The organism is Streptomyces zingiberis, from assembly GCF_012034935.1.
GTDB lineage: Bacteria > Actinomycetota > Actinomycetes > Streptomycetales > Streptomycetaceae > Streptomyces > Streptomyces zingiberis.
Map to the genome: position 1 here is coordinate 93,448 of NZ_JAATEN010000009.1, position 23,149 is coordinate 116,596.

Annotated in this window: 23 protein-coding genes; 12 read left to right on the plus strand and 11 right to left on the minus strand. The window is 75.2% G+C overall.

Features of this window, described 5'->3' with window-relative positions:
* Nucleotides 1-151: 151 nt before the first annotated feature.
* Nucleotides 152-763, minus strand: a complete 612-nt coding sequence (locus HCK00_RS14085) for a CGNR zinc finger domain-containing protein (RefSeq protein WP_168102254.1) — start codon at nucleotides 761-763, stop codon at nucleotides 152-154.
* Between the two features lie 230 nt (nucleotides 764-993).
* Between HCK00_RS14085 and HCK00_RS14090 the strand changes: the two genes are divergently transcribed.
* The 6 genes from HCK00_RS14090 to HCK00_RS14115 all read left to right on the plus strand — a co-directional run bounded on the left by HCK00_RS14090 (nucleotide 994) and on the right by HCK00_RS14115 (nucleotide 8,501).
* Complete coding sequence (locus HCK00_RS14090) at nucleotides 994-1,908, plus strand: LysR family transcriptional regulator (protein WP_311765315.1); 915 nt, start codon at nucleotides 994-996, stop codon at nucleotides 1,906-1,908.
* Nucleotides 1,909-2,227: 319 nt separating this feature from the next.
* Nucleotides 2,228-2,617: a cupin domain-containing protein gene (locus tag HCK00_RS14095; protein ID WP_311765316.1), complete on the plus strand. Its 390-nt coding sequence runs from the start codon at nucleotides 2,228-2,230 to the stop codon at nucleotides 2,615-2,617.
* Nucleotides 2,618-2,817: 200 nt separating this feature from the next.
* A complete protein-coding gene (locus HCK00_RS14100; protein ID WP_375781965.1) occupies nucleotides 2,818-3,333 on the plus strand; it encodes a cobalamin B12-binding domain-containing protein in 516 nt (171 codons plus the stop codon).
* Nucleotides 3,330-4,637 (plus strand): methylaspartate mutase, encoded by a 1,308-nt coding sequence (locus HCK00_RS14105; protein WP_168102256.1) that lies wholly within the window; start codon nucleotides 3,330-3,332, stop codon nucleotides 4,635-4,637. Before HCK00_RS14100 ends, HCK00_RS14105 begins: the two co-directional genes overlap by 4 nt.
* Before the next feature lie 109 nt (nucleotides 4,638-4,746).
* Nucleotides 4,747-6,774 carry an FAD/NAD(P)-binding protein gene (locus HCK00_RS14110; protein ID WP_168102257.1) on the plus strand — a complete coding sequence of 676 codons (2,028 nt, stop codon included), beginning with the start codon at nucleotides 4,747-4,749 and terminating at the stop codon, nucleotides 6,772-6,774.
* Nucleotides 6,771-8,501, plus strand: coding sequence for an AMP-binding protein (locus HCK00_RS14115; protein WP_168102258.1), 1,731 nt, complete (start codon nucleotides 6,771-6,773; stop codon nucleotides 8,499-8,501). Before HCK00_RS14110 ends, HCK00_RS14115 begins: the two co-directional genes overlap by 4 nt.
* A gap of 143 nt (nucleotides 8,502-8,644) precedes the next feature.
* Here the strand turns inward: HCK00_RS14115 and HCK00_RS14120 are convergent, their stop codons facing one another.
* Nucleotides 8,645-9,217, minus strand: coding sequence for a CGNR zinc finger domain-containing protein (locus tag HCK00_RS14120; RefSeq protein WP_168102259.1), 573 nt, complete (start codon nucleotides 9,215-9,217; stop codon nucleotides 8,645-8,647).
* Nucleotides 9,218-9,368: 151 nt separating this feature from the next.
* Here HCK00_RS14120 and HCK00_RS14125 point away from each other — a divergent pair, with 151 nt between their 5' ends.
* The 4 genes from HCK00_RS14125 (at nucleotide 9,369) to HCK00_RS14140 (ending at nucleotide 12,511) form a co-directional block, all read left to right on the plus strand.
* Nucleotides 9,369-9,824, plus strand: a complete 456-nt coding sequence (locus HCK00_RS14125; protein WP_168102260.1) for a VOC family protein — start codon at nucleotides 9,369-9,371, stop codon at nucleotides 9,822-9,824.
* A gap of 257 nt (nucleotides 9,825-10,081) precedes the next feature.
* The gene (locus HCK00_RS14130; protein WP_168102261.1) at nucleotides 10,082-10,993 is read left to right on the plus strand and encodes a pyridoxamine 5'-phosphate oxidase family protein; all 912 of its coding nucleotides are present in this window, start codon (nucleotides 10,082-10,084) and stop codon (nucleotides 10,991-10,993) included.
* Nucleotides 10,994-11,084: 91 nt separating this feature from the next.
* Nucleotides 11,085-11,279, plus strand: coding sequence for a ferredoxin (locus HCK00_RS14135; protein ID WP_168102262.1), 195 nt, complete (start codon nucleotides 11,085-11,087; stop codon nucleotides 11,277-11,279).
* The gene (locus HCK00_RS14140; RefSeq protein WP_168102364.1) at nucleotides 11,279-12,511 is read left to right on the plus strand and encodes an NAD(P)/FAD-dependent oxidoreductase; all 1,233 of its coding nucleotides are present in this window, start codon (nucleotides 11,279-11,281) and stop codon (nucleotides 12,509-12,511) included. The genes HCK00_RS14135 and HCK00_RS14140 overlap by 1 nt, the downstream gene beginning before the upstream one ends.
* A gap of 173 nt (nucleotides 12,512-12,684) precedes the next feature.
* On the opposite strand, the gene HCK00_RS14145 is transcribed toward HCK00_RS14140, so the two are convergent.
* From HCK00_RS14145 to HCK00_RS14165, 5 genes are all read right to left on the minus strand, one after another.
* On the minus strand, nucleotides 12,685-12,867 hold the full coding sequence (locus tag HCK00_RS14145) for a hypothetical protein (RefSeq protein ID WP_168102263.1): 183 nt from the start codon (nucleotides 12,865-12,867) through the stop codon (nucleotides 12,685-12,687).
* Nucleotides 12,868-12,946: 79 nt separating this feature from the next.
* Nucleotides 12,947-13,897, minus strand: coding sequence for a cytochrome c oxidase assembly protein (locus tag HCK00_RS14150; protein ID WP_168102264.1), 951 nt, complete (start codon nucleotides 13,895-13,897; stop codon nucleotides 12,947-12,949).
* A 262-nt stretch (nucleotides 13,898-14,159) separates the two neighbouring features.
* Entirely contained in the window at nucleotides 14,160-15,185 is a 1,026-nt protein-coding gene (locus HCK00_RS14155; RefSeq protein ID WP_168102265.1) for a 6-phosphofructokinase, read from the minus strand.
* Between the two features lie 432 nt (nucleotides 15,186-15,617).
* The gene (locus tag HCK00_RS14160; RefSeq protein ID WP_168102266.1) at nucleotides 15,618-16,346 is read right to left on the minus strand and encodes a type 1 glutamine amidotransferase; all 729 of its coding nucleotides are present in this window, start codon (nucleotides 16,344-16,346) and stop codon (nucleotides 15,618-15,620) included.
* A gap of 27 nt (nucleotides 16,347-16,373) precedes the next feature.
* Nucleotides 16,374-17,612, minus strand: a complete 1,239-nt coding sequence (locus tag HCK00_RS14165; protein ID WP_168102267.1) for a MurT ligase domain-containing protein — start codon at nucleotides 17,610-17,612, stop codon at nucleotides 16,374-16,376.
* 190 nt (nucleotides 17,613-17,802) lie between these two features.
* Between HCK00_RS14165 and def the strand changes: the two genes are divergently transcribed.
* Nucleotides 17,803-18,405 (plus strand): peptide deformylase, encoded by a 603-nt coding sequence (def, locus tag HCK00_RS14170; RefSeq protein WP_168102268.1) that lies wholly within the window; start codon nucleotides 17,803-17,805, stop codon nucleotides 18,403-18,405.
* A 49-nt stretch (nucleotides 18,406-18,454) separates the two neighbouring features.
* On the opposite strand, the gene HCK00_RS14175 is transcribed toward def, so the two are convergent.
* Entirely contained in the window at nucleotides 18,455-19,102 is a 648-nt protein-coding gene (locus HCK00_RS14175; protein WP_168102269.1) for a TetR/AcrR family transcriptional regulator, read from the minus strand.
* A gap of 150 nt (nucleotides 19,103-19,252) precedes the next feature.
* On the opposite strand from HCK00_RS14175, the gene HCK00_RS14180 reads away from it, so the two are divergent.
* Nucleotides 19,253-20,476 carry an acyl-CoA dehydrogenase family protein gene (locus HCK00_RS14180; RefSeq protein WP_168102270.1) on the plus strand — a complete coding sequence of 408 codons (1,224 nt, stop codon included), beginning with the start codon at nucleotides 19,253-19,255 and terminating at the stop codon, nucleotides 20,474-20,476.
* A gap of 57 nt (nucleotides 20,477-20,533) precedes the next feature.
* On the opposite strand, the gene HCK00_RS14185 is transcribed toward HCK00_RS14180, so the two are convergent.
* The 3 genes from HCK00_RS14185 to HCK00_RS14195 form a co-directional block, all read right to left on the minus strand.
* Entirely contained in the window at nucleotides 20,534-20,731 is a 198-nt protein-coding gene (locus tag HCK00_RS14185) for a hypothetical protein (RefSeq protein WP_168102182.1), read from the minus strand.
* Nucleotides 20,732-21,035: 304 nt separating this feature from the next.
* On the minus strand, nucleotides 21,036-21,776 hold the full coding sequence (locus HCK00_RS14190) for a TIGR03943 family putative permease subunit (protein ID WP_168102271.1): 741 nt from the start codon (nucleotides 21,774-21,776) through the stop codon (nucleotides 21,036-21,038).
* A complete protein-coding gene (locus HCK00_RS14195) occupies nucleotides 21,773-22,858 on the minus strand; it encodes a permease (RefSeq protein ID WP_311765317.1) in 1,086 nt (361 codons plus the stop codon). The genes HCK00_RS14190 and HCK00_RS14195 overlap by 4 nt, the downstream gene beginning before the upstream one ends.
* Nucleotides 22,859-23,149: the final 291 nt, after the last annotated feature.

Genomic DNA, 23,149 nt, shown 5'->3' on the forward strand with positions numbered 1-23,149 from the left:
GATGGCGGTGATCGGGAAGTCCGATGGCGCCTCACCCGTCCGGTTCGTCGCCCGCGCGTCCCGGGTCTAACGGGCCGGCGGGGATGGCCCGTTAGGGCTTCGCGGCCCGGCGGGCCCCCGCGGGCGTCCCCGCCGGCGCCGCCGGCCCCGCTCAGCCCGCCGCCCGGCGCCGGGCGTGGTGGCGGGCGACCCGGGCCCGGTTGCCGCAGCCGGTCGAACACCACTCACGCCGGGAGCGCGCGTGGTCGAAGAAGAAGACACACCCCGGGGCCCGGCACGCCCTCGGCTCCGCGGGGGACGTCCCGGAGAGCAGCGCGATCGCCGCGTGGGCGATCTCGGCCTGGACCGCCGCGAGGGGGGTGGTGGTGCACATCTCCACGCGGGTCGGCGGCTCCTCCCCGGCCCAGCACAGCAGCGGCCACGAACGGTCGAGGCTGGAGGCCCGGTTGAGCTGGGCGACGTCCCAGGCGTCGGGCGCGTGGCCGCGGACGTGGGCACCGACCAGCCGCCGGAGCGCGTCGCGCAGCAGCACGAAGTACGCGACGTCGCCCGGGGTGAGCGCCCGCAGCGCCGGGGCCGGCAGGTCGGTCTTCAGCCGTCCCCCGTTGGCGCTCAGCCACCACCCCAGCCGTTCCGGAGTCCCGATGCCGTCCCGCAGCTCACCCCGGACCGGGAAGACCGTGTTGGAGAACTCCAGGGGCAGGGGCTCGCCGTGGAGCGGGGGCACGCCGGCGGGCGCGGGAGCGGGGGGCTGGAGGGTCACGGTGGTCCTCGTCCGGTCGGGGGATGGTTCGGCAGCAGGGGTTCGAGGATGACCTAGTGTAATGTTCTGGTGTCAAGTGAGGCGTTTGGCATCGTGAAAGTACCGGACGGGGACCGCCTGAGAAAGGAGTCCTCCGCCGGACGGGGGCTGACCGGACCCGGCGGGGGCTCATGCGCGCGCCGGCTTCGCGCCGAAAGGTGGCGAGTCCGTGTCTTGCGCATGGGGGAGATGTGTCGTTGGATCTTGCTCTCTATCAACTCAGGACTTTCCGCGAAGTGGCCCGTCTGGGCTCCTTCACCAAGGCTGCCCGAAGCCTTGGATACGCGCAGTCGAGCGTGACGTCGCACATCCGGTCCCTGGAAACCAGGGTCGGTATGCAACTGGTTCAGCGGTTACCGCACGGGGTCCGGCTGACCCCGTCCGGTGAGATATTCCGTGACTACACGCATCGCATATTCCATGTCGTCGACGAGATGGCCGCCGCTCTCAATCCCTCGGGGGAACTCGAGGGGCGCGCCGCCGTGGGGGCCTCGGCACTGCTGCTGGAGACGAGGATCGGCTCGCTGATCCGCGAGTGCCGCTACCGTTATCCGAAGATTCAGGTGTCGCCGCAGCAACTCGCCATCAGCCGGGCGCAGGAGGCCGTGCGCGGCGGCGAGGTGGACCTGGCGCTGGTGCACGGCGACTGCTTCGTCGACACCTCCACCGCCTCCGGGATCACCGTGGAGGAACTCCCGGACCTCGGGGCCGTACCGGTCGCCTCCGCGTCCGTCGCCGATGCCGTTGACCCCGCCGCGGCCCTGTCCTCCCTGCGGGTGCTGGCCGTCGACCCGGACTGCGCCTCCCATCAGGTGCTGGTCGAGGCGGTGCGCGAGAGGTACGGCATCGATCCGCCGGTCATCGAGGCGGGTTCGATGGGCGGCGCCCGTGATCTGGCCCGCACCGGTTACGGCATCGCCATGCTCCCGGCCGAGGTCGCCGGCGCGGCGGCGAACGACGGCATGGCCGTGGTGTCCTGGCTGCCGAGCGTCCGGCTGCGGGTGCGGGCGATCCGGTCCGTTCACGGGCCCGCGCGGTCGGCGGTCTCCGCGGTCTGTGACATGGCCGCCCGCATCGGGCGCGAGAAGGCGGGCCAGCCGGCCTGAGCCGTCCCCCGCGGCCGCACCCGCCGCTCCTCCTCCGGGGCCGCCGCTCCCGGCATTCACGCCGACGCGTGGATGCCGGCCCCGGTCCGCAGCAGCCAACCCCCGGTGACGCCCGGGAGAATTCCCGGCGCGTCACCGGAACGTGCTCGGCACCCCCATCGGAAACTGCGATACCGGCCATCGGAACATGCGCGTATCGGCGGTGTCTTCGGCTGCATAGCCTCAAGGCAAATGCAGAATTCACCGGTGAGTTGGCCGGGTGCCGACATGCCGGCCGAGGAGGGGCAATTCAGTGTCCGACATCGCTTACATTCCGAACGTGTTCCGCAGCGGATTCGAACTCGGGGACCTGGACTGGGTGCCGTGGTCCGAGCCCGGCCGGGCGGGCGTGGAACACCACGTCCTGTGGGCTCCGGACGAGTCCGAGGGGGAGGACTCGGTGGGTCTGCTGCTGCGTTTCCCGCCGGGCGCGCACGGCGACTTCCACGAGCACCTCGGCCACGAGCTGATGCTGGTCCTGGACGGTGTGCTCGACCACAGCGACGGCATCTCCTACGTCAAGGGCGACCTGGTGGTCGAGGGGCCCGGCACCGAGCACCAGATGTCCAGCCGCACCGGGTGCACCGTGCTCGCCATCCGCACCCGCCCGGCCGCCGCCCGCACCCCGCAGAAGCCGGTCCGGCCGGTCGGCGTCACCGCCGCCCCGTGACCGCCCGGGGCGGGGCGGCCTCCGTACCCCGGCCGGCCGCCCGGCCCCGGTTCACGCAGCCGCAGGCCCCGCCGGGCCCGGTTCCGCCGGCCCGCCCCGGCGCCGTCGTCCGTCGCCGCGGCCCGTGGCCGTCCTCCGGCCCCGGCGTGCCCGTCCCGCCTGCCCACCCGCACCTCGCGCCGACCCGAAAGAGCAATGCCGTGTCCCTGTACCACGTCCCGTCACTCCGAGATCCTGGGCAGGACGCCCCGGCGCGGAACACCACCGGCGCCCCGGAGCGCCGCGGCCGCCGCGTGCTCGTCTCCAGCGTCTCCTCCGACTCCCACACCTGGAACCTCGTCTTCCTGCAACTGCTGCTGGAGGAGCTGGGGCACCGGGTGACCAACATCGGTTCCTGCGTCCCCGACGACCTGCTGGTCGAGGAGTGCCGCCGGGTCCGCCCGGACCTGGTGGTCCTCAGCAGCGTCAACGGCCACGGGGCGCTCGACGGTGCCCGCGCCGTCCGCCGGCTGCGGGACGAGCCGGACCTGCGCGGCCTGCGCGTCGTCATCGGGGGCAAGCTCGGTGTCACGGGCGCCGGGGCCGGGGCCCACGGTCCGGAGCTGATGGCGGCGGGCTTCGACGCGGTCTTCGAGGACACGGCCGGGGTCGCCGAGTTCCGCAGCTATCTGGACCGGTACGCCACACCCGCCCTCGCGGCCGCGGCGGCCCGGTGAGCCCCCCGGAACGGCCGGTCACCTTCGCCGCCGCGGTCGGCGCGGCGCGGCGGTCCGGTGAGCTCGTCGTGCAGCCGCGCATGGGCTTCGCCGACCTCCCCCGGATGCGGGAGGGGCTGCGCGCCGTGAAACGGGCCCGCGCCCGCACGGCCGGCACCCTCACCATCGACAGCTACACCCGGGTCGGCGACCACACGTCGGCCCGGCTCGCCCTGGCCGAGGGCACCGACCTCAACGGCTACCCGATCGTCGCCCACGGCGCGGCCACCACCCGCGGGCTCGTCTCGGACGTGGCGGGCGACGGGTTCGCCGTCCAGGTGCGGCACGGCTCCGCCGACCCGCACGCCATCATCCGCACGATGCTCGACGCCGGGCTGGACGCCACCGAGGGCGGCCCGGTGTCGTACTGCCTGCCGTACAGCCGGACCCCGTTGCGGACCTCCGTCGACGCCTGGGCGCGCAGCTGCGAGCTGCTCGCCGGGCACCCCGGTGCCCATCTGGAGAGCTTCGGCGGCTGCATGCTGGGGCAGCTCTGCCCGCCGGGCCTGCTGGTGGCGCTCTCGGTGCTGGAGGGGGTGTTCTTCCGCCGGCACGGGCTGCGGAGCGTCTCCCTGAGCTACGCGCAGCAGACCCACCACGGCCAGGACGTCGAGGCCCTCGCCGCGCTGCGCACCCTGGCGGCCGAACACCTGGACGGCCTCGACTGGCATGTCGTGCTCTACACCTACATGGGGGTCTTCCCCCGCACCACGGGCGGCGCGCTCGCCCTGCTGCGGGACAGCGCGCGGCTGGCGGCGCTGACCGGCACGGAGCGCCTGATCGTCAAGACACCGGCCGAGGCGCACCGCATCCCGACCGTCCAGGACAACGTCCACGCCCTCGAGGAGGCCGCGGCGGCGGCCGGGCACGGGGCCGCGGCGGCGGCCGGGCACCGGGGCGCGGCCGCCGCCGGTACGGAGTTCGGGGTGCTGCGGGAGGCCCGGGCGCTGGTCGAGGCGGTGCTGGAGATCCATCCGGACACCGGCCGGGCGCTGACCGAGGCGTTCCGCCGCGGTGTCCTGGACGTCCCCTACTGCCTGCACGCCGACAACGCCCAGCGCTCCCGTTCGTACATCGACGCCCGGGGCTCCCTCCAGTGGCACGCCACCGGCGCCATGCCGCTGCGGCCCTCGCCGGTGGCCGGGCGCGACCGGCTCCGCGCCGACGATCTGCTCGGCATGTTGTCCCACACCCAGCAGGCCTTCGACCGGGCCGCGCTGACCGCCGGCGAGGGCGAGGGACGGGCCCGCGCGCTGCCCGGCTGACACCGCGCCCCGCCCCGGACCACCGCGTCAACCCTCTCGCGACCGCCCGCTCCCGCCGTCCCCACCCGCCCACGACCGGCCGTTCCTCCACACCACCAAGGAAGCTCCCGTGCCCGGACACATATCCGATCGCCGTCCTCTCGTCATCGCCATCGTCGGCAGCGGCCCGCGCGGCATCTCGGTCCTGGAGCGGCTCGCCGTCCGGACCGCCGCGGAGGCCGGGCGGTCCGGTGGCGGCCCGCCCCGGCCCGTACGCGTCCACCTGATCGACGGGACGGAGGTCGGCGCCGGCCGGGTGTGGCGCACCGACCAGGACGACTGGTTCACCATGAACACCGTCGTCTCCCAGGTGACCATGTACTCCGGCGACCCGGACACGGGCCCCGCCCGGCCCGGCGCGGGGCCCTCCCTCGGTGAGTGGATCGCCGAGCGGGCCCGGCAGGGCGAGGAGCCGCTGGGCCCGGACGACTACGCCCCGCGGGTCCGCTACGGGCGGTACCTCGCCGACGTTCTCGCCACGATCACCCGCGGCCTGCCCGGCCACGTCGAACTCGTCCCGGTGACCGGCCGGGTGACCGCGGTGCGGCCCGCCGCCGGCGGCGGCCACCTGCTCACCCTGGACACCGCCCCCCATCTGCTGGAGGCCGACCGGGTCGTCCTGGCCACCGGGCACCCCGTCAACGAACCGGACGAGTTCGAACGGGCGATGCTCGACTTCGCCCGCCGCACCCCCGGCACCCGGTACCTGTGCGGGGACTCGGCGGCCGACCTGCCGCTGGACGAGGAGACCGTCCCGGCCGGCGGCGCGGTGGGCGTCCGCGGGCTCGGGCTCTCCTTCTACGACGTGATGCTCTCCCTGACCGTGGGCCGCGGCGGTATGTTCCGTGCCGGGCCGGACGGCGCCCTGGAGTACCACCCCAGCGGCCGTGAACCGGGCATCGTGGCGGGGTCGCGCAGCGGGCTCCCCATCCCCGCCCGGGGCCGCAACCAGAAGGAGCCGTCCCACAGCCACCGGCCCCTGTTCCTCACCCGGGACGCGCTCGCGTCGGCGCGCGCCGCCCGGCGGGCCGCCGGGGGCAGCGGCCAGCTGGACTTCGCCGAGGACGTCCTGCCGCTGCTGCGTCAGGAGGTCGAGCACGTCCACCGGGTCACCCAGGTCAGGGTGGCGCGCGGCGCCCGTGAGGCGGCGGCCTTCGCCGAGGCGCACGCCCGGGCGCTGCGCACCGGTACCGACCGGACGGCGCTGCTCGCCCGGGCGGGCCTGGCGCACGAGCCGCCCCTCGACCTGGACGCCCTGGCCCGCCCGTTCGGGGAGGAGCGGTTCGCCTCCCCGGAGGACTTCCGGGCGCGGTTGCTGAAGGTGATGGACGAGGATCTGGCGGCGGCCGGGCAGGGCACGGTGGACGGCCCGCTGAAGGCCGCGCTGGACGTGTTACGGGACATCCGCACCATGGTCCGCGAGGCGGTGGACTTCGGCGGGCTGCTCCCCGAGTCGCACACGGAGTCCTTCCACCGCCGCTTCCTGCCGGTCAACGCACTGCTGTCGGCGGGCCCCCCGATGTACCGGGTGGAGCAGCTGCGGGCACTGATCCGCCAGGGGCTCGTGGAGGTGGCCGGCCCGGGCACCCGCTTCGGTGCCGACGAGCGGGCGGGCGCGTTCGTGGTGGACTCACCGCGGGTGGCGGGCTCCCGGCGGTACGTCCGGACCCTGATCGACGCCCGTATCCCCACCCCTGACCTGCACCGGGACACCTCGCCCCTCATCCGCCAGCTCCGCGCAGAGGGGATCGTCCGGACGTTTGCCGTCCAGGGGCCCGCCGGCCGCCGGTTCGTGACCGGTGGGATGGAGGTGACACCGGCCCCGTTCCACGTCGTGGACGCGGAGGGGACCGCGCAGCCCGACCTGTACGCCCTGGGCATCCCCACCGAGCACACGCGGTGGTTCACCCAGGTCGGCTCCAGCCGTCCGGGACTGGCCACGCTGTTCTACCGCGACGCCGACGCGATCGCGGCGGACGCGCTGCGCCCCCTGGAGCGTCCGGCGGGCGGCCCGCCACCGGTGCCGGAGCCGGTGTCCGTCCCGGGCCGGGCCGCGGGGCGGGCGGACGTGGCCACGGCGCCGGGTGGTGCGGCATGACCGGCTCCTCCGCGACCGAGGCGTTCCGCGCCGCCCGCGACCTCCTGCTGCTGCACCGCACCGATCCGTCCAAGGCGGTGGCGGAGTTCCGCTGGCCCCGCCCGGCGGAGTTCAACTGGGCCCTCGACTGGTTCGACGTCCTGGCCGTCACCCGCCGGGACGGCGCCGCGCTGCGCGTCGTCGGCCCCGGCGGCCCGGGCACCGACCGGGTGTTCACCTTTCACGACCTGGCGCGGCGCTCCGAGCGGGTCGCGGGCCGGCTGCGGTCCCTGGGGGTGCGCCGCGGCGACCCGCTGCTGCTGATGCTCGGCAACCGGGTGGAGGTCTGGGAGACGATGCTCGCGGCCATCCGGCTGGGCGCGGTCCTCGTCCCGACCTACACCACGGCGACCCCCGCGGAGCTGGCCGACCGGCTGCACCGGGCGGACGTCCGGTACGTCGTCGCGGAAGCCGGGCTGGCCGGCCGGTTCGCCGCTCCCCCGGCCGGCGGCGCCCGCCGGTGGACCGGCATCGCCGTGGGCGGGACGGCACCGGGGTGGGCAGACTACGAGGATTCCGCGGATCCCGCGGACCCCGAAGGCCCCACGGACACCGGGGCGTTCACGCCCGACGGCCCGACCCGGGCGGACGACCCGCTGTTCCGGTACTTCACCTCGGGCACCACCTCCCGGCCGAAGATGGTGGAGCACACGCACGTCAGCTATCCGATCGGCCATCTGTCCGGCATGTACTGGAACGGTGTCCGCCCGGGCGACACGCACCTGAACGTCTCTGCCCCCGGCTGGGCGAAGCACGCGTGGAGCTCCTTCTTCGTGCCGTGGAACGCCGAGGCGACGGTCGTCGCCCTCGACGCCGCCCGCAGCGGCCCCGCGGACGTCCTGGAGGTGCTGCGCACCCGGTCGGTCTCCACGTTCTGCGCCCCGCCGACGGTCTGGCGGGGTATGGCGGCGCTCGGCCTGGGGGACCGTCCCCCCGCGCTGCGGGAGGCCGTCGCGGCCGGCGAACCGCTGGAGCCCTCGCTGATCGGCCTGGTCGCCCGGGAGTGGGGGATCGACCTGCGCGACGGTTACGGGCAGACCGAGACCACCGGCCAGATCGGCAATCCGCCCGGGCGCCGCCCCGTGCCCGGCAGCATGGGCCATCCCCTGCCGGGTCACACCGTGGTCCTGCTCGACCCGGAGACGGGCCGCGAGGTGCCGGACGGGATGCCGGGCGAGATCTGCCTGGACCTGGCCGATCCGCCCCTCGGCCTGATGCGGGGGTACGCCGGCGACCCGGAGCGCACCGCGAAGGTGCTGGCGAACGGTCACTACCACACGGGCGATCTCGCGGTCCGCTCTCCCGACGGGTCGCTGACGTATCTGGCGCGCGCCGACGACATGTTCAAGTCGTTCGACCACCGCATCTCCCCGCGTGAGCTGGAGGAGGTGCTGCTGCGGGACGCGGCGGTCGCCGACGCCGCCGTCGTCCCGGTGCCCGACCCGGCCGGCCTGTGGGCGCCCAAGGCCTTCGTGGTCGCCGCGCCGGGCCATCCGGCGGGGGAGCGGACCGCGCTGCGCGTCCTGCGGCGCGTGCGCGAGGAGCTGCCGCCCGAGAAGTGGGTGCGGGTACTGGAGTTCGCCCCCGTCCTGCCGCGCACGACCTCCGGCAAGGTGCGCCGCGCCGAGTTGCGGGAGCGGGCGGCGGGGAGCGCGGAGTACCGGGTGGAGTCCGTTCCCGGGCAGTGAGGGCGGCGGGCGCGGGGCCCGCGGAAGCGGCGGCGGACGGGCGGCCCGTCCGCCGCCGTTTCGGTTCCGGCTCCGCTTCCGTTCCCCGCTCCGTTCCGGCTCCGGCCGGGGGCGGGAACGGGTCAGGCCGGGGCGGGAACGGGTCAGGCCGGGCGGTGGCGGGCGTGGTGGCGCCGGGCCTTGGCCCGGTTGCCGCAGCCGCTCATGGAGCACCAGCGGCGGGTGCCGTTCTTCGAGACGTCGTAGAAGTGCAGGACGCACTCGTCGTTGCCGCACGCGCGGATGCGGTCGGGACGGTCGGCGACCAGCCGCAGGAAGTCGGCGACGGCGGCCCAGGCAGGGAACCAGCCCGGGTCGTCCACCTCGATGACGGTGTCCGGTCCCCCGGCGCGCAGGACCTGGCGGAGCCTGCCGTGGGAGAGGACCTCGTTGACGGCCGCGAGGGCCGAGGGCGTCGGCCGCTCCGGGGCGGCGACGGCCTCCTCGAGGGCGGCGCGGGCCTGGTGGAGCCGGTCACGGGTGGCGTGGCCGGAGACCACGGGCGCGTCGCCGAGCGCCTCGCGTACCCGGGGCGTCCTCAGCCACAGGGCCGTCCCCTCCGGGGAGGCGAGCAGGTCGTGCCGGCCCGCCGCGTCGATCCAGCGGGTGTTGAGCAGGTCGATCGCGAGCGGCTCACCGGTCAGCGGCCGCGGGTCGGGATCAGCGGATGAGAACACGGTGCGGGTCCCTTCGGCGCGACGGCATCACCCCATCAACGATAACCGGTCATTCCAAGATCAGCGGTTGCGGCCTCTTCGGCTAACCGTTAAAGTCATTTTCACCGGTTGCGCGCTCGGTCGCGGCCCTGAGGGAAGGCAGTTGATCACCATGAGCAAGGCGAAGAACCTGCAGACCGGCCACGTCGGGCTGAACGTGACGGACCTGGACCGCTCGCTCGCCTTCTACCGCGAGGTCTTCGACTTCGCGGTGATGGCGGAGGGCAAGGAGGACGGCCGCCGCTGGGCCTTCCTCGGCCGGGACGGCCGCCTGCTGGTGACGCTCTGGCAGCAGAGCCAGGGCGTGTTCGCCGCCGACCGGCCGGGACTGCACCACCTCTCCTTCCAGGTCGACACCGTCGAGGAGGTCAGGGCCACCGAGGAGGCGCTGCGCGCGCTCGGCGCCGAGTTCGCCTACGAGGGCGTCGTTCCGCACGGCGAGGGTGCCTCCTCCGGCGGCATCTTCTTCACCGACCCCGACGGCACGCGCCTGGAGGTCTACGCGCCGACGGGCGCGGAGTCCGCCACCGCCCCCAGCGGCTCCGCCCCGACCTGCGGCTTCTTCTAGGACCGTGGCGGGGCGGACTGACCGGCCCGCGCCGCACCACCCGGGGCGCATGCGGCAGGGCGGGCGACGCCTCCCGTGCGCCGCCCCACGCCGCACAGCACGCAGCGCACCGCGCCGCACGCCGCGAGCCCTCCGGCCGGCCGTCCCGCCCACGGCACCGAACCCGGCGGACCGCGGCCCGGGCCCCGCGGCACCCCCCGGGCGCGGCCGCCGTACACCCCGGGCCCGAGGCCCGGGCCTGAGGAAAGGACGCCCTCGTGGCCACCTATCACAGCGGCGAACTCGCGGTGCAGCGGAGAGCCGGACTCACCGACCAGGCCGCGTTCTCCCTCGGCGCCGTCCAGGACGCCGTCCCGCCCGTCGCGCGGGAGTTCCTGGCGCAGCAGCCGATGATCGTGGTGGGCGCCGCCGACCCGGCGGGCCGCCTCTGGGCCACCCAGCTCACGGGGGAGCCCGGGTTCCTCCAGGTCCCCGGCCCCCGCACCCTCGTGGCCGACGCCCTGCCCCCGCCCGGGGACCCGCTGGCCGGGTCCCTGGGCGCGGCCGGGTCCCTGCGCGTCGGAATGCTCGCCATCGAGCCGGCCACCCGGCGCCGGATGCGGCTCAACGGCCGCGCCCACCGCGCCGGCGGCGGGCTGCGCGTCGATCTCGACCAGGTCGTCGCCAACTGCCCCAAGTACCTGCAGAAACGGGAGTACCACCGGGCACCCGGTGGCGGGCCGGAGCCCCGCGCGGTCACCACCGGCGAAACGCTCGACGCGGCGCAGCAGGAGGCGGTACTCCGGGCCGACACCTTCTTCATCGCCACCGCCTCCGCGGACGGCGACGCCGACGCCTCGCACCGCGGCGGCAACCCCGGGTTCGTCCAGGTGCTCTCCCCGTCCCTGCTGCGCTGGCCGGACTACACCGGGAACGCCATGTTCCTGACCCTGGGCAACCTGCTGCTCAACCCCGCGGCGGGCCTCCTCGTCCCCGACTGGGCAACGGGGGCGTCCCTCCACCTGTCCGGCACCGCGCGCACCGTCTGGGACGCGGCGGAGATCGCGCGTACACCGGGCGCCCAGCGGCTCGTGGAGTTCTCCGTCGAGGCGGTGCGCGAGGTCCCCTCGGCGTCCCCGCTGCGCTGGAGCGAGCCGCGCTACTCCCGCTTCAACCCGCCGGTCCGCTGACCCCCGCCGGCGCGCCCGCCCGGCACGTCCGGGAGCACGGGGCGCGCCACCGGGCGCCAGCGGCACCGGACCCGACCCAACGGAGCCAGTCATGCGAATCACCGTGGACATGAACCGCTGCGAGAGCCACGGCCAGTGCGTCTTCGCGGCACCGGAGATCTTCTCCTTCGACGAGGACGACCGCCTCGTCCACGACCCCGCGCCCGCCGGCGCGCTGCTCGGAGCGGCCGGGAAGGCCGCCGCCGTCTGCCCGGTGCGCGCCGTCACCGTCACCCCGGACGCGTGATGGCGCGGCAGGCGCTCCGCGAGATCGTGGTCGTGGGCGCGTCCCTCGCCGGGCTGCGGGCCGCCGGGGCGCTGCGCGCCGGCGGCTACACGGGATCCCTGACGATCGTGGGCGCCGAGCGGCACCCGCCCTACGACCGGCCGCCGCTCTCCAAACAGGTGCTCACCGCGCCGGCCGGACCACCCGCCACCGCACTGCCGCTGCCCGGCGGCCTGGACGCCCGCCGGCTGCTCGGCCGCCCGGCCGTCCGCCTCGACCCCGCGGCGAGGACGGTCACCCTCATGGACGGCACGCGGCTCGGCTACGACGGCCTGGTCCTCGCCACCGGCGCGGCCGCGCGCGGTGCGCCCGCCGGCCTCGGCCGGCCGCCGCGCGGTGTGCGCACCCTCCGTGGCCTGGACGACGCGCTGGCGCTCCGCGCCGAACTGGTCCCGGGCCGGCGGCTCGTCATCGCGGGCGCCGGGTTCCTCGGCGGCGAGGTCGCGGCCGCCGCCCGGTCCCGCGGGCTCGAGGTCACGCTGGTGGAAGCCGGAGCCCGGCCGCTGGAACGGGCCGCCGGCACCGTCGCCGGCGACTACGTGGCGGACCTGCACCGCGAGGCGGGCATCGCCCTGCGGACGCGGACCACCGTGACGGGCTTCCGCGCCGGGGCGGACGGGCGCGTCACCGGCGTCGAGCTGTCCACCGGTGAGCGTCTCCCCGCCGACGTGGTGCTGCTGGCGCTGGGCTCCGTCCCGGCGGCCGGCTGGCTGGCCGGCTCCGGGGTGGCCACCGGCGGGGGCGTGCACTGCGACGCGAGCCTGCGAGCGCTGCGCCCCGACGGTTCGGCCGTACCCGGGGTGGTGGCGGCGGGGGACGTCGCCCGGGCGCCGCAACCGCTCGCGGACGGCGCGCGCCTGGCCCTCGGCCACTGGACGAACGCCGTGGAACAGGGCGCGGCCGCGGCGGCGACCCTGCTGGCGACCGGGGCACCACCCCCGTTCACGGCGGTGCCGTCCTTCTGGTCCGACCTGCACGGAGCGCGGATCCGGTCGGTGGGTCTGCCGTCCGCCGCGGACGAGACGCGGGTCGTCGAACACGACCGGGCGGGCGGCCGGCTGGAGATCGCCTACCACCGGCAGGGCCGGCTCGTCGGCGCCCTCACGGTCGGCCGCACGGCCCGGCTGGCGGCCTACCGGGCGGAACTGGAGGCGTCCGGGACCACGGCGCGGGAGCCCGCGCCGGCCGCCTGAGAAACCGAACGGGCCCGCACCCCCGCCCCCGGGGTGCGGGCCCGTTCCCGCACGTTCGCTCACTCACGCGGCTGTGCGGAGCAGCGGTTGAAGACCCCTCGCAGCCCCCCGGCCCGCGTGCTCCGGCGCCGCAACGCCGTGCCGCGGGGCGCGCCGGTGCCGCCCCCGCGCGGTCACCCTCGCCGGCCCCGCCCCGGAAGGCCCCCGCTCACCGCCACCGCCGCCGCGGTGGCGCCCGCCAGCACGATCCAGCCGAACCAGAGCCAGCCGCTGCCGCCGAGCGACGCGGTGTACGCGACCACCATCACCAGCGCGGCGACCGTGGCGATCACCATCGCCTTCACCGATCCGGGCATACCGTCCTCCTCCCGGCGGCTCCGCGCACCGCGGACCCGAGGCCAGGGCCCCATCGTCCCCCGGGAAGGGGCCGGACCGCTACCGAGCGCGGGAGTGGAGTGACGCGAGGTAGTCGTTGTAGGCGGCGAGCTCCCGGTCCCCGTCGCGGTCCGCGGCCCGGTCCGAGCGGCGGGCCTGCCGCTCCTCCGAGCGGTACCACTGGTAGAGCAGCGCCACCAGCACGATCACCGACGGGATCTCGCTGAACGACCAGGCGATCCCCCCGGCGGCCTGCTGGTCGGCGAGGGCGTCGATGCCCAGGGACGCCGGGGGAGTGGTGTACGTCCCCACCATCGGCTCGGTGCCCATCATCAGCGCGATGCCGAAGAAGGCGTGGAAGGGCATGCCCGCGAAGAGCTCCATCATCCGCATGATGTACCCGGGCCGGTGCGGACCCGGGTCCACGCCCATGATCGGCCAGAAGAAGACCAGGCCCACCGCGAGGAAGTGCGCCATCATCGCCGCGTGACCGGCCGGGCTGCCCATGAGCCGGTCGAAGAGGGGCGTGAAGTACAGCCCGTAGAGACTGGCGATGAACACCGGGATGGTGAACGCCGGGTGCGAGATCACCCGGACGTAGCGGCTGTGCACCAGCGACACGAGCAGTTCCCGCGGGCCCTTCCGGCCGCGCGGCGCCGTCGGCAGGGCCCGCAGGGCGAGCGTCACCGGCGCGCCGAGCAGCAGCAGGATGGGCGACACCATGGAGATCACCATGTGCTGCACCATGTGCACGCTGAACATGACCATGCCGTAGTCGTTCAGTCCGGTGCACATCACCAGCGCGATGCTCGCCACCCCCAGCACCCAGGCGATCACGCGCCCCACCGGCCAGGCGTCCCCGCGCCGCCGCAGCCGCGCGACGCCCCAGCCGTAGAGGGCCAGCGCCAGCAGGCAGCCGGTGAGGAAGAGCGGCCCCCCGGTGAACTCCAGGCCGCGGGCGAGGGTGAAGGGCGGCAGATCCATGGTCATGCCGTGTCCGCCGTGGTCCATCCGTCCGCTCCCTTTCGCGGGGGTTTCCTGCGATCCGCGCGCCCCGCGGTCACCAGGGTAGAACCGCCCCCGGCCGGGGCTCCGGCCGGGGGCGGTCCGGACGGGCGGTGCGCCTTTCCCCCGGACGCCGGGCGGGGCCGGCACCCCCGCGGAGACAGGCCCGCACACGGACCCGCACCCGCGCGCCCCCGGCCGGCGGGCGGCCCCGGGGACGCCCGCCGACCGGAGGGAACGGTGCCCGGCCCGCCGGTCCGGCCCGGGGTCACAGCACCGTCTCGGCCTCCGCGTACCGGTGCGGGGGGACGGTCTTGAGGCTGTCCACGGCCTCCGCGATGGGGATCAGGGCGATCTCGGTACCGCGTAGCGCCGTGATCCGCCCGAACTCGCGGCGGTGCACGGCCTCCACCGCGTGCCAGCCGAAGCGGGTGGCGAGCACCCGGTCGTACGGGGTGGGGGTGCCGCCGCGCTGGACGTGGCCGAGGATCACCGGGCGGGCCTCCTTGCCGAGCCGCCGCTCCAGCTCGACGGAGAGCTGCCGGGCGACACCGGCGAACCGCTCGTGCCCGTAGACGTCCTTGCCCCCGGCGTCGAACTCCATGGAGCCCGCGCGCGGCTTGGCCCCTTCGGCGACCACCACGATCGCGAACTTCTTCCCCGCCTGGAACCGTTTGCCGACCAGCGCGGTCAGCTCGTCGATGTCGAACGGGCGCTCGGGGACGACAATGGCGTGCGCTCCGGCCGCCATGCCCGAGTGGAGGGCGATCCAGCCGGTGTGCCGCCCCATGACCTCCACGATCAGTACCCGCTGGTGGGACTCGGCGGTGGTCTTCAGCCGGTCCAGGGCCTCGGTGGCGACGCCCACCGCGGTGTCGAAGCCGAAGGTGACATCGGTGCCGGCGATGTCGTTGTCGATGGTCTTCGGCACCCCGACGACGGGCAGCCCCGCGTCGGACAGCAGCCGCGCGGCCTTCAGGGTTCCCTCGCCGCCGATCGGGATGACGGCGTCCAGCCCCAGCTCGGCGAGGTGGCCGCGGGCCCGCTCCACGCCGTCCACCAGATGTGCGGGCTGTACCCGCGAGGAGCCGAGGACGGTGCCGCCGCGGGCGAGGATGCCGGAGACCGCGTCCAGGTCGAGCTTCCGGTAGTCGGCCTCCAGCAGACCGCGCCAGCCGTCGTGGAAGCCGATGACCTCGTCGCCGTGGTCGGCGACCGCGCGGTGTACGACGGACCGGATGACAGCGTTCAGCCCGGGGCAGTCACCGCCGGACGTGAGCACACCAATACGCATCGCGTGTCAAAACCTCTGCAGCTCAACCGGAGGACCGGACAGCGTCGTCCGGTTGGATCACGGCCACCCTACAAGCGCGGGACGGTGTGGCGGGTCGGTGTCCGCAGAGCGGACCCAACCTTTCACCGCCTCGCCGCCCTCCCGTCACGGCCCCGGGGGTCCCGCCGTTCCGGGCTGCCGCGGGGGACCTGACGGCGCCGGCGGGGGCCGGACCTCCGGGGCCGGGGACCGTCCGGCGGATCACGCCGGAGACGCGGCGGCCGGCGCCCCCGTCCACGGAACGCCCTCGCCTGCCGCCGCTCGTCGCGTCCCCAGCTCCGGCCGGGCCGGGAGGCGCCCCTGCCGCCGGCCCTTCCGCCATGCGGCCGGCCGCACCCCGCTCACCCGGGCCGCGTGGCCCGGGCCGCCTCCGGCCCCAGCCCCGGACAGGTCTTACGCGGGCTGGGTCGCCGCGGCGATCCGCTCCTCCCGCAGCGCCTCGTACCACCGGTCGTCGGCCGGCGGCAGCGCGTTGACGTCCAGGGCCAGCTTCAGCAGCAGATCGGCGATCAGCGGGTTCCGGGCGAGCACCGGGCCGTGCATGTAGGTGCCGAAGACGGTGTCGTTGTACGCGCCCTCCGTGCCGTCCCCGGTGCCGTTGCCGTTGCCGAAGCGGACCCGGGCCAGCGGGCGGGCGGTGGGCCCGAGATGGGTGACGCCCTGATGGTTCTCGAATCCCGTCAGCGGCGGGAGGCGCAGCGGCGCGTCGATGTCCGCCAGGACGTCACCGACGCACCGGGCTGCCTCGCCCCGGGTGGACACCACGTCCAGCAACCCCAGCCCCGGCTCCTTCTCGCCGAGGTCGTTGATGAACTCGTGGCCCAGGATCTGGTAGCCGGCGCAGACCGAGAAGACGATCGCGCCGTTGGAGACCGCCCGGTTCAGGCCGCCGTCCCGGCGCAGCCGCTCGGCCGCCAGCCGCTGCGGCCGGTCCTCGCCCCCGCCGATCAGGTAGATGTCACCCGAGGTGGGCACCGGCTGGTCGCTGCGGACGTCCACCCGGGCGACGTCCAGGCCCCGCTGGCGGGCCCGTCGTTCCACCACCAGGGCGTTGCCCTGGTCGCCGTAGGTGCTCAGCAGGTCCGGGTAGATCCAGACCAGCCGCAGGCTGTTGTCGCTCATGCTCGCTCTCCTGAGGGGTGGGGCCGGTCAGTTGCCCACGCGGCGGCGCAGGTCCTGGAACGCCGTGTAGTTGGCGATCACCTCGATACGGCCGGGCGGCGCGGCCCGCACCGCCTCGTCGAGGTTGTCGCAGACGCGGAAGTCCAGGGCGGCGACCTCCAGGCGCACGGCGAGGTCCAGCTTGCGGTCGCCCAGGACGAAGATCGGGTGACCGGCGAGCTGGGTGTAGTCCACATCCCACAGCCAGGAGGTGTCGGTGCCGTCCGCGCCGCGGGCGTTGACGGAGAGGACCACCGGAGCGGGCGGGCGGTCGATGAGCGAGAACGTCTCCAGCCAGCCGGCCGGGTTCTTCGCCAGCAGCAGCCGCAGCTCACGCTCGTGGAAGGTGACGACGTCATAGCGGCCGGCGACCGCCCGCACCTCGTACATCCGCTCCAGCGCCACCTGCGGGGGGACCCCGAAGTGGGCGGCGACGGCCGCGGAGGTCGCGGCGTTGGCCTTGTTCGCGCGCCCCGGCAGCCGCAGGTGGATCGGCCAGGCCGAGCCGTGCGGGTCGACGACGTGGTCGCCGGAGAGGGCCCAGCTCGGCATCGGGCGGCGGAAGCCGCACTCGCCGCAGAACCAGTCGTCGGCCGGGCGCTGCAGCACGCCGCCGCAGGACGGGCAGGACCAGGCGTCGTCCTTCCACGCCTGGCCGGCCGCGACCCAGATGACGTTGGGCGACGAGGAGGCCGCCCAGGCGATCAGCGGGTCGTCACAGTTGGCGATCACCATCGCCTTGTTCCCGGCGAGCCCCTCACGCCACTTCTCGGCCAGCATCCGCGTCTCGGCGGCCCGGTCGAGCTGGTCACGCGAGAGGTTGAGCAGGGCGATCGCCTTCGGGGTGACGTCCTTGGCGACACCCGCGAGGTACTTCTCGTCCACCTCTATGACGCCGAACCTCGCGTCCGAGCCCCCGGCCAGGGCCGAGGTGATGCCGGCGGGCATGTTGGCCCCCAGCGCGTTGGAGACCACGGGGCCGCCGGCGCGCAGCGCCTCGGCGATCAGGCGCGTGGTGGTGGTCTTGCCGTTGGTGGCCGACACCAGGACGACGTCCAGGTGTGCCGCCAGCCTGCCCAGCAGATCGGGGTCGAGCTTCAGTGAGACCTTCCCGCCGATCACCGAACCGCTGCCGCGTCCCACCGCCCGCGACGCCGCCGCCGCGGCCCTGCCCGCCGTCACGGCGAGTTTGGCCCGCGGCGACAGCGGCTCCGAATTGCCTGCCATCGTCCTTGCTCCTCCTTGCATCCGGCGCCGCACCCCACCCCCGGCCCGCCGGGTGGAACGCCTCCCTCCGCGCCACGCACCCGCCGGGAGGCCACGGTCGCCGCTCAGCCTATCGAGGTCCGGGCGGGCCCTTGAACCTGCCACCCGGCCGGTCGCCGCCCGGGACGGCGCGCGACGTAGGCTGAGGCGCATGCGACACGCTGCGATACCCGGCAGTTCGGGCTCGGTGCGGCCCTTGCGGCTGCTGGGCGATCCGGTGCTGCGCGCGCCCTGCGCCCCCGTCACGGAGTTCGGCCCGGACCTGGCGCGGCTGGTGGAGGATCTCTTCGCCTCGATGTACGCCGCGCGGGGGGTGGGGCTCGCGGCGAATCAGATCGGTGTCCCGCTGCGGGTGTTCGTCTACGACTGCCCGGACGACGAGGACCGCCGCCACCTCGGTCATGTGGTCAACCCCCGTCTGGTGGAGGCCGGCGGGGTGACGGTGACCGGCCCGGAGGGCTGTCTCTCCGTACCGGGCGTGGAGGCCGGCACGCGCCGGTGGGACCACGCCGTGGTGGCGGGCACGGACGTCACGGGCGCGCCGGTGCGGGTGGCCGGCGACGGGTTCTTCGCCCGGTGTCTCCAGCACGAGACGGACCATCTGGAGGGCGGGCTCTACCTCGACCGGCTGTCGGGGCTGCGCCACCGGCGCGCGCTGCGGGCCGTCCGCCGGTCCGCGTGGTTCCGGGAGAGCCGGAGCCCGGACGGGGACCCGGCCGGCCGGGCACCGGAGCCCTCGGGCGCGGGCGGCTGAGCGGAACCGCGCCCGCGCTCCGGCGGCCGGCGGAGCGGCCGTCCGGCGGTCAGAACCCCGGGGCCCCCACCCGGTCGTCCGCCTCGGCCAGGGCGCCCCACAGCAGCTCGGCCAGATGGCGGACGAGCGCCTCACGGGACAGCGGCCGGTCGCCCAGCCACCAGTCCCCGGCGGCGTGCATCATGCCGACGATGCCGTGCCCCCAGACCCGGGCCCGCTCCTCGCCGTCGGCGCCGAGCACCAGCCGCTCGGCGATGACCTGCGCGAGCTCCTCGCCCATGCGGCGCAGCAGCGGGGCGGTGTGCCGCCCGGTGTCGAAACCCTGCTCGGCGGTGCCGGGCTCCTCGCCCGGATGCATCAGGAAGCGGTAGACCTGGGGTCTGGCCTCGATGGCCGCCAGATAGGTGTCGAGGGTCCGGGCGACGCGTTCCTTGCGGTCCGCGGCCGGCGCGTCCAGGGCGGCGCGCAGACCGGCGAGCAGGGCGTCGGTGTGGCGGACCGCCAGGGCCCGGTAGAGACCGCTCTTGTCGCCGAAGTGCCGGTAGAGGATGGGCTTGGTGATGCCCGCCTCGGCGGCGATCGCGTTCATCGACGCGCCGGGGCCGTCCCGCAGCACCACCCGGTCGGCGGCCTCCAGCAGTTCCTTGCGGCGGCGCAGGGCCGCTCGCTGCTGGTCTTCCCGCTGACTGGTCTCCATGACACCTCTCCCACCCCGTGCTTTCTGCGCGATTCCCGCGCAACGTAACACTTCGCCTGCGCGGGAACCGGGACGGCGGAGGGGGTTGACATGCCCTACTCGTCGGTAACAGGGTAGAGTTACCGTAAGTAACAAGCAGGTGGAGGGGACATGGCAGAGTTCGCGCTCGATCTCGACGACGAGCAGAAGGCCGTCCGGGAGTGGATCCACGGGTTCGCGGCGGACGTCATGCGGCCCGCCGCGGCCGAGTGGGACGAACGCGAGGAGACCCCGTGGCCCGTCATCCAGGAGGCCGCCAAGATCGGCCTCTACTCGCTGGACTTCTACGCCCAGCAGTACTTCGACCCCACGGGCCTCGGCATCGCCATGACGATGGAGGAGCTGTTCTGGGGTGACGCCGGCATCGGCCTGTCCATCGTCGGCACCGCCCTCGCCGCCGTGGGGGTCCTCGCCAACGGCACCGAGGAGCAGGTCGGCACCTGGATCCCCCAGATGTACGGGGACGCCGACGACGTGAAGCTCGGGGCCTTCTGCTCCTCCGAGCCGGACGCCGGCTCGGACGTCTCCGCGATGCGCACCCGGGCGGTCTACGACCAGGCCACGGACGAATGGGTGCTCAACGGCACCAAGACCTGGGCCACCAACGGCGGCATCGCCAACGTCCACGTCGTGGTGGCCGTGGTCGACCCGGAGCTGGGTTCCAAGGGGCACGCCTCCTTCATCGTCCCGCCCGGCACCAACGGGCTGAGCCAGGGCCAGAAGTTCAAGAAGCACGGCATCCGCGCCTCCCACACCGCCGAGGTCGTCCTCGACGACGTCCGGGTGCCGGGCGGCTGCCTGCTGGGCGGCAAGGAGAAACTCGACGAGCGGCTCGCCCGCGCCCGGGAGCGGGCCCGGAGCGGCGAGCGGGTGAAGAACGCCGCCATGGCCACCTTCGAGGCCTCCCGGCCTGCGGTCGGTGCCCAGGCGGTCGGTATCGCGCGTGCGGCCTACGAGGTGGCCCTGGACTACGCGCGGAACCGGGTGCAGTTCGGCCGCCCGATCATCGACAACCAGGGGGTGGCCTTCCAGCTCGCCGACATGCGCACCCAGATCGACGCGGCACGGCTGCTGGTGTGGCGGGCGTCGTGGATGGCCTCCGCGGGGAAGCCCTTCACCGCCGCCGAGGGATCGATGTCCAAGCTCTACGCCGGCGAGGTCGCCAAGACCGTGACGGCGCAGGCCATGCAGATCCTCGGCGGCAACGGCTACACCCGGGAGTACCCGGTGGAGCGGATGCACCGGGACGCCGCCATCTACACGATCTTCGAAGGGACGAGCGAGATCCAGCGCCTCGTCATCGCCCGCACCCTGTCGGGCATGCCGATCCGCTGACGGGGCCGCTGACGGGGCCGTGGACCGGGCCGGCGTGACAGGGCGTCACGGCCGCGGTCAGGCCGCCTCGGTGATCTCGTGGCGGAGCGCCAGGCGCCACCGCGTACGCAGCCGGTCGAGTTCCGCGAGGTCGGCCGCGGACCAGGAGGTGCGGCCGGCCACGAAGGCCCGGATCGCCGCGTTGGCGTGATCGGCCGCGTGACCGGCGCGGCCGGCCTCGGGGCGAACGGGAACAGGGGGTCGGGAGTGGGACATGTCCTCCAGGATACGGGCCGGGTAGGACAACCCGTCCCACCCGGCGCGGGCGCCCCGGCGGACCCCGGACGGCGGGGCCGCCCGCGGTACGGCCGGGCCGCGGCGCCGGTTTCGCGCACTCCTGACCGCGCCCGTTCCGGCGGTCGCCGCCAGGAGCGGTCAGGAGATTCCGGGAATTTCGCGGCGCCCCGGAACCTTTTGCCCGCCCGCCCCGTTCTGATGAGTGAGGCCCCGCGTTCTCCCCCGTGCGCGGGGCCTCACCATGTCCGCCCGTCCGCCCGTCCGCCCGGCGGGACCGCCGCCGTCAGTCACCGGCCGGCGGGGCGGCGTCCCGGTAGGGATCGGCCGGTTCCGGCGCCACGCGGACCCGCTCCGCGTCCAGGGCCGCCTCGGCGGCCGGGACGGGACCGGGGCGGAGCCGGCCGGTGACCGTCACCCAGGTGTCCGCGGGCGGCGCGGGCGCCCCGTACACCCGGATCTTCACCGCGCGGGAGTCCGCGGCACAGCAGCTGACGACCAGCCGCGACAGGTACCAGCCACCGTCCCCCGCCGGGGTGACGAACCCCAGCAGCCGCACCGTACGGCCCTCCAGGCTCCGCGCGCGGTCCTGCCCGGCCCGCAGCCGGAACTCCGACAGCGTCATCGGCAGCGGCGACCCCCCTGGCAGCGGCGGGAAGGCGCGTGCCGCTTCGGTGGCCGGCGGCGGGGCCTCCCGCGCCGCCGTGTACGCGCCCAGCGCGGGCGGGGTGAAGAACAGCAGGCTGAGCGCGGGGAAGAAGAGCAGCCAGGCCACCCCGGGCGCGCGCCCGTGCCCGTGCGCGCCGGGAGCGGAACTTCGCCGGTCCGCGCGGTCCCGCCGGGCGGTGGGGAAGCCGTCCCGGGCCGCGGCGACCAGGCCCAGCAGCACCAGCAGCGCGCCGGACGCCACGAGCGCCGGGCGCAGCCCCTCCTTCACGAACCGCAGGCAGACGTCCGTGAGCAGGGCGGCGTGCAGCAGCCCCGCCCCGGTCAGGACCAGCAGCAGCACCTGGACGTTCCGTCTCACAGCAGCCACCATCCCGTCACCACGCCGGCCACGACGGCCACCACCGCGGTGGCGGCGGAGAAGCGCACGGCGAAGGCCCGCCCGAAGGTGCCCGTCTGCAGCGCGATCAGCTTCAGGTCCACCATCGGCCCCACGACCATGAACACCAGCCGCGCGGTGGGCGAGAAGCCGGTCAGCGAGGCCGCGACGAAGGCGTCGGCCTCGGAACAGACCGCCAGCACGACCGCCAGGGCGGCCAGGAAGAGCACGGAGAGCCACGGGGAGCCGGCGAACGCCTCCAGCACCGAGCGCGGCACCGCCACATTGACGGTGGCCGCGGCCGCCGCGCCCACCACCAGAAAACCGCCCGCGTGCAGGAAGTCGTGCTGGAAACCGAGGCGGAACTCCTCCCAGCGGCCGTGTCCCGGCCGGTGCCCCCGCCGCGCGGGCAGCCGGATCCACTCCTCCCGGCCCAGCCGCAGCCACAGCCAGCCCATCACCACCGCGGCCATCAGCGAGGCCAGCAGGCGGGCGGCCACCATCTCGGGGGAGCCGGGAAAGGCCACGGCCGTGGCCGTCAGTACGACCGGGTTGACGGCCGGCGCCGAGAGCAGGAAGGTCAGCGCCGCCGCGGGCGCCACACCCCGCCGGATGAGACTTCCGGCCACCGGCACGGAGGCGCACTCGCAGCCGGGCAGCACCATTCCGGCCGCCCCGGCCACCGGTACGGCCAGCACCGGCCGGCGGGGCAGCGCCCGGGTGAACCACCGCTCCGGGACGAAGGCGTTGATCGCACCGGACAGCGCGGTCCCCAGCAGCAGGAAGGGCAGCGCCTGGACGGTGACGGCGACGGTGACCGTGCGCCAGGCCTGTACCGCCGGATGTGCCGCCCACGGTGACCCCGCGACCAGCAGGACGGCGGCGGCCGCGCAGCCGGCGAGCAGCCCCGTCCGTGGGCCGGTCCCGGCGGAGGCCCCGGCTCCGCCGGCGCCGTCCCGCAGCGCCGGGAACCGTCCCCGCGGGAGACGGCCGGCCGGCCGCGCGGCGGGGGGCCCGTCCTGGGCACGCGGGGGTGGGGGTTCGGCCAGGTCGTCCGCGCTCACGCTCTCCACACAGACCTCGCAGGTCGGCGACGGGGGAGGCCCACCCTAGCCACGCGCCCGGGGCCTTCCGGGCGGTCACGGCCCGGCGTCAGCCGATCGGGGGTGTCCGGTTCCGCCGGGCCGGCGGCGTGGTCCGCAGGGGCGCCGGCGGGATGCCCGGGCGGTCGCCGGCGAAGGGGCGCTCCGGGCCCCGGTGAGGAGAGCCGCGGTGCCCTTTCGTGCCGGCCGGGGAGAGGCGACGGCGGCCGGCGCCACCATTGGCGGAAAACCGAACGCCTTTGTGGAGCATAA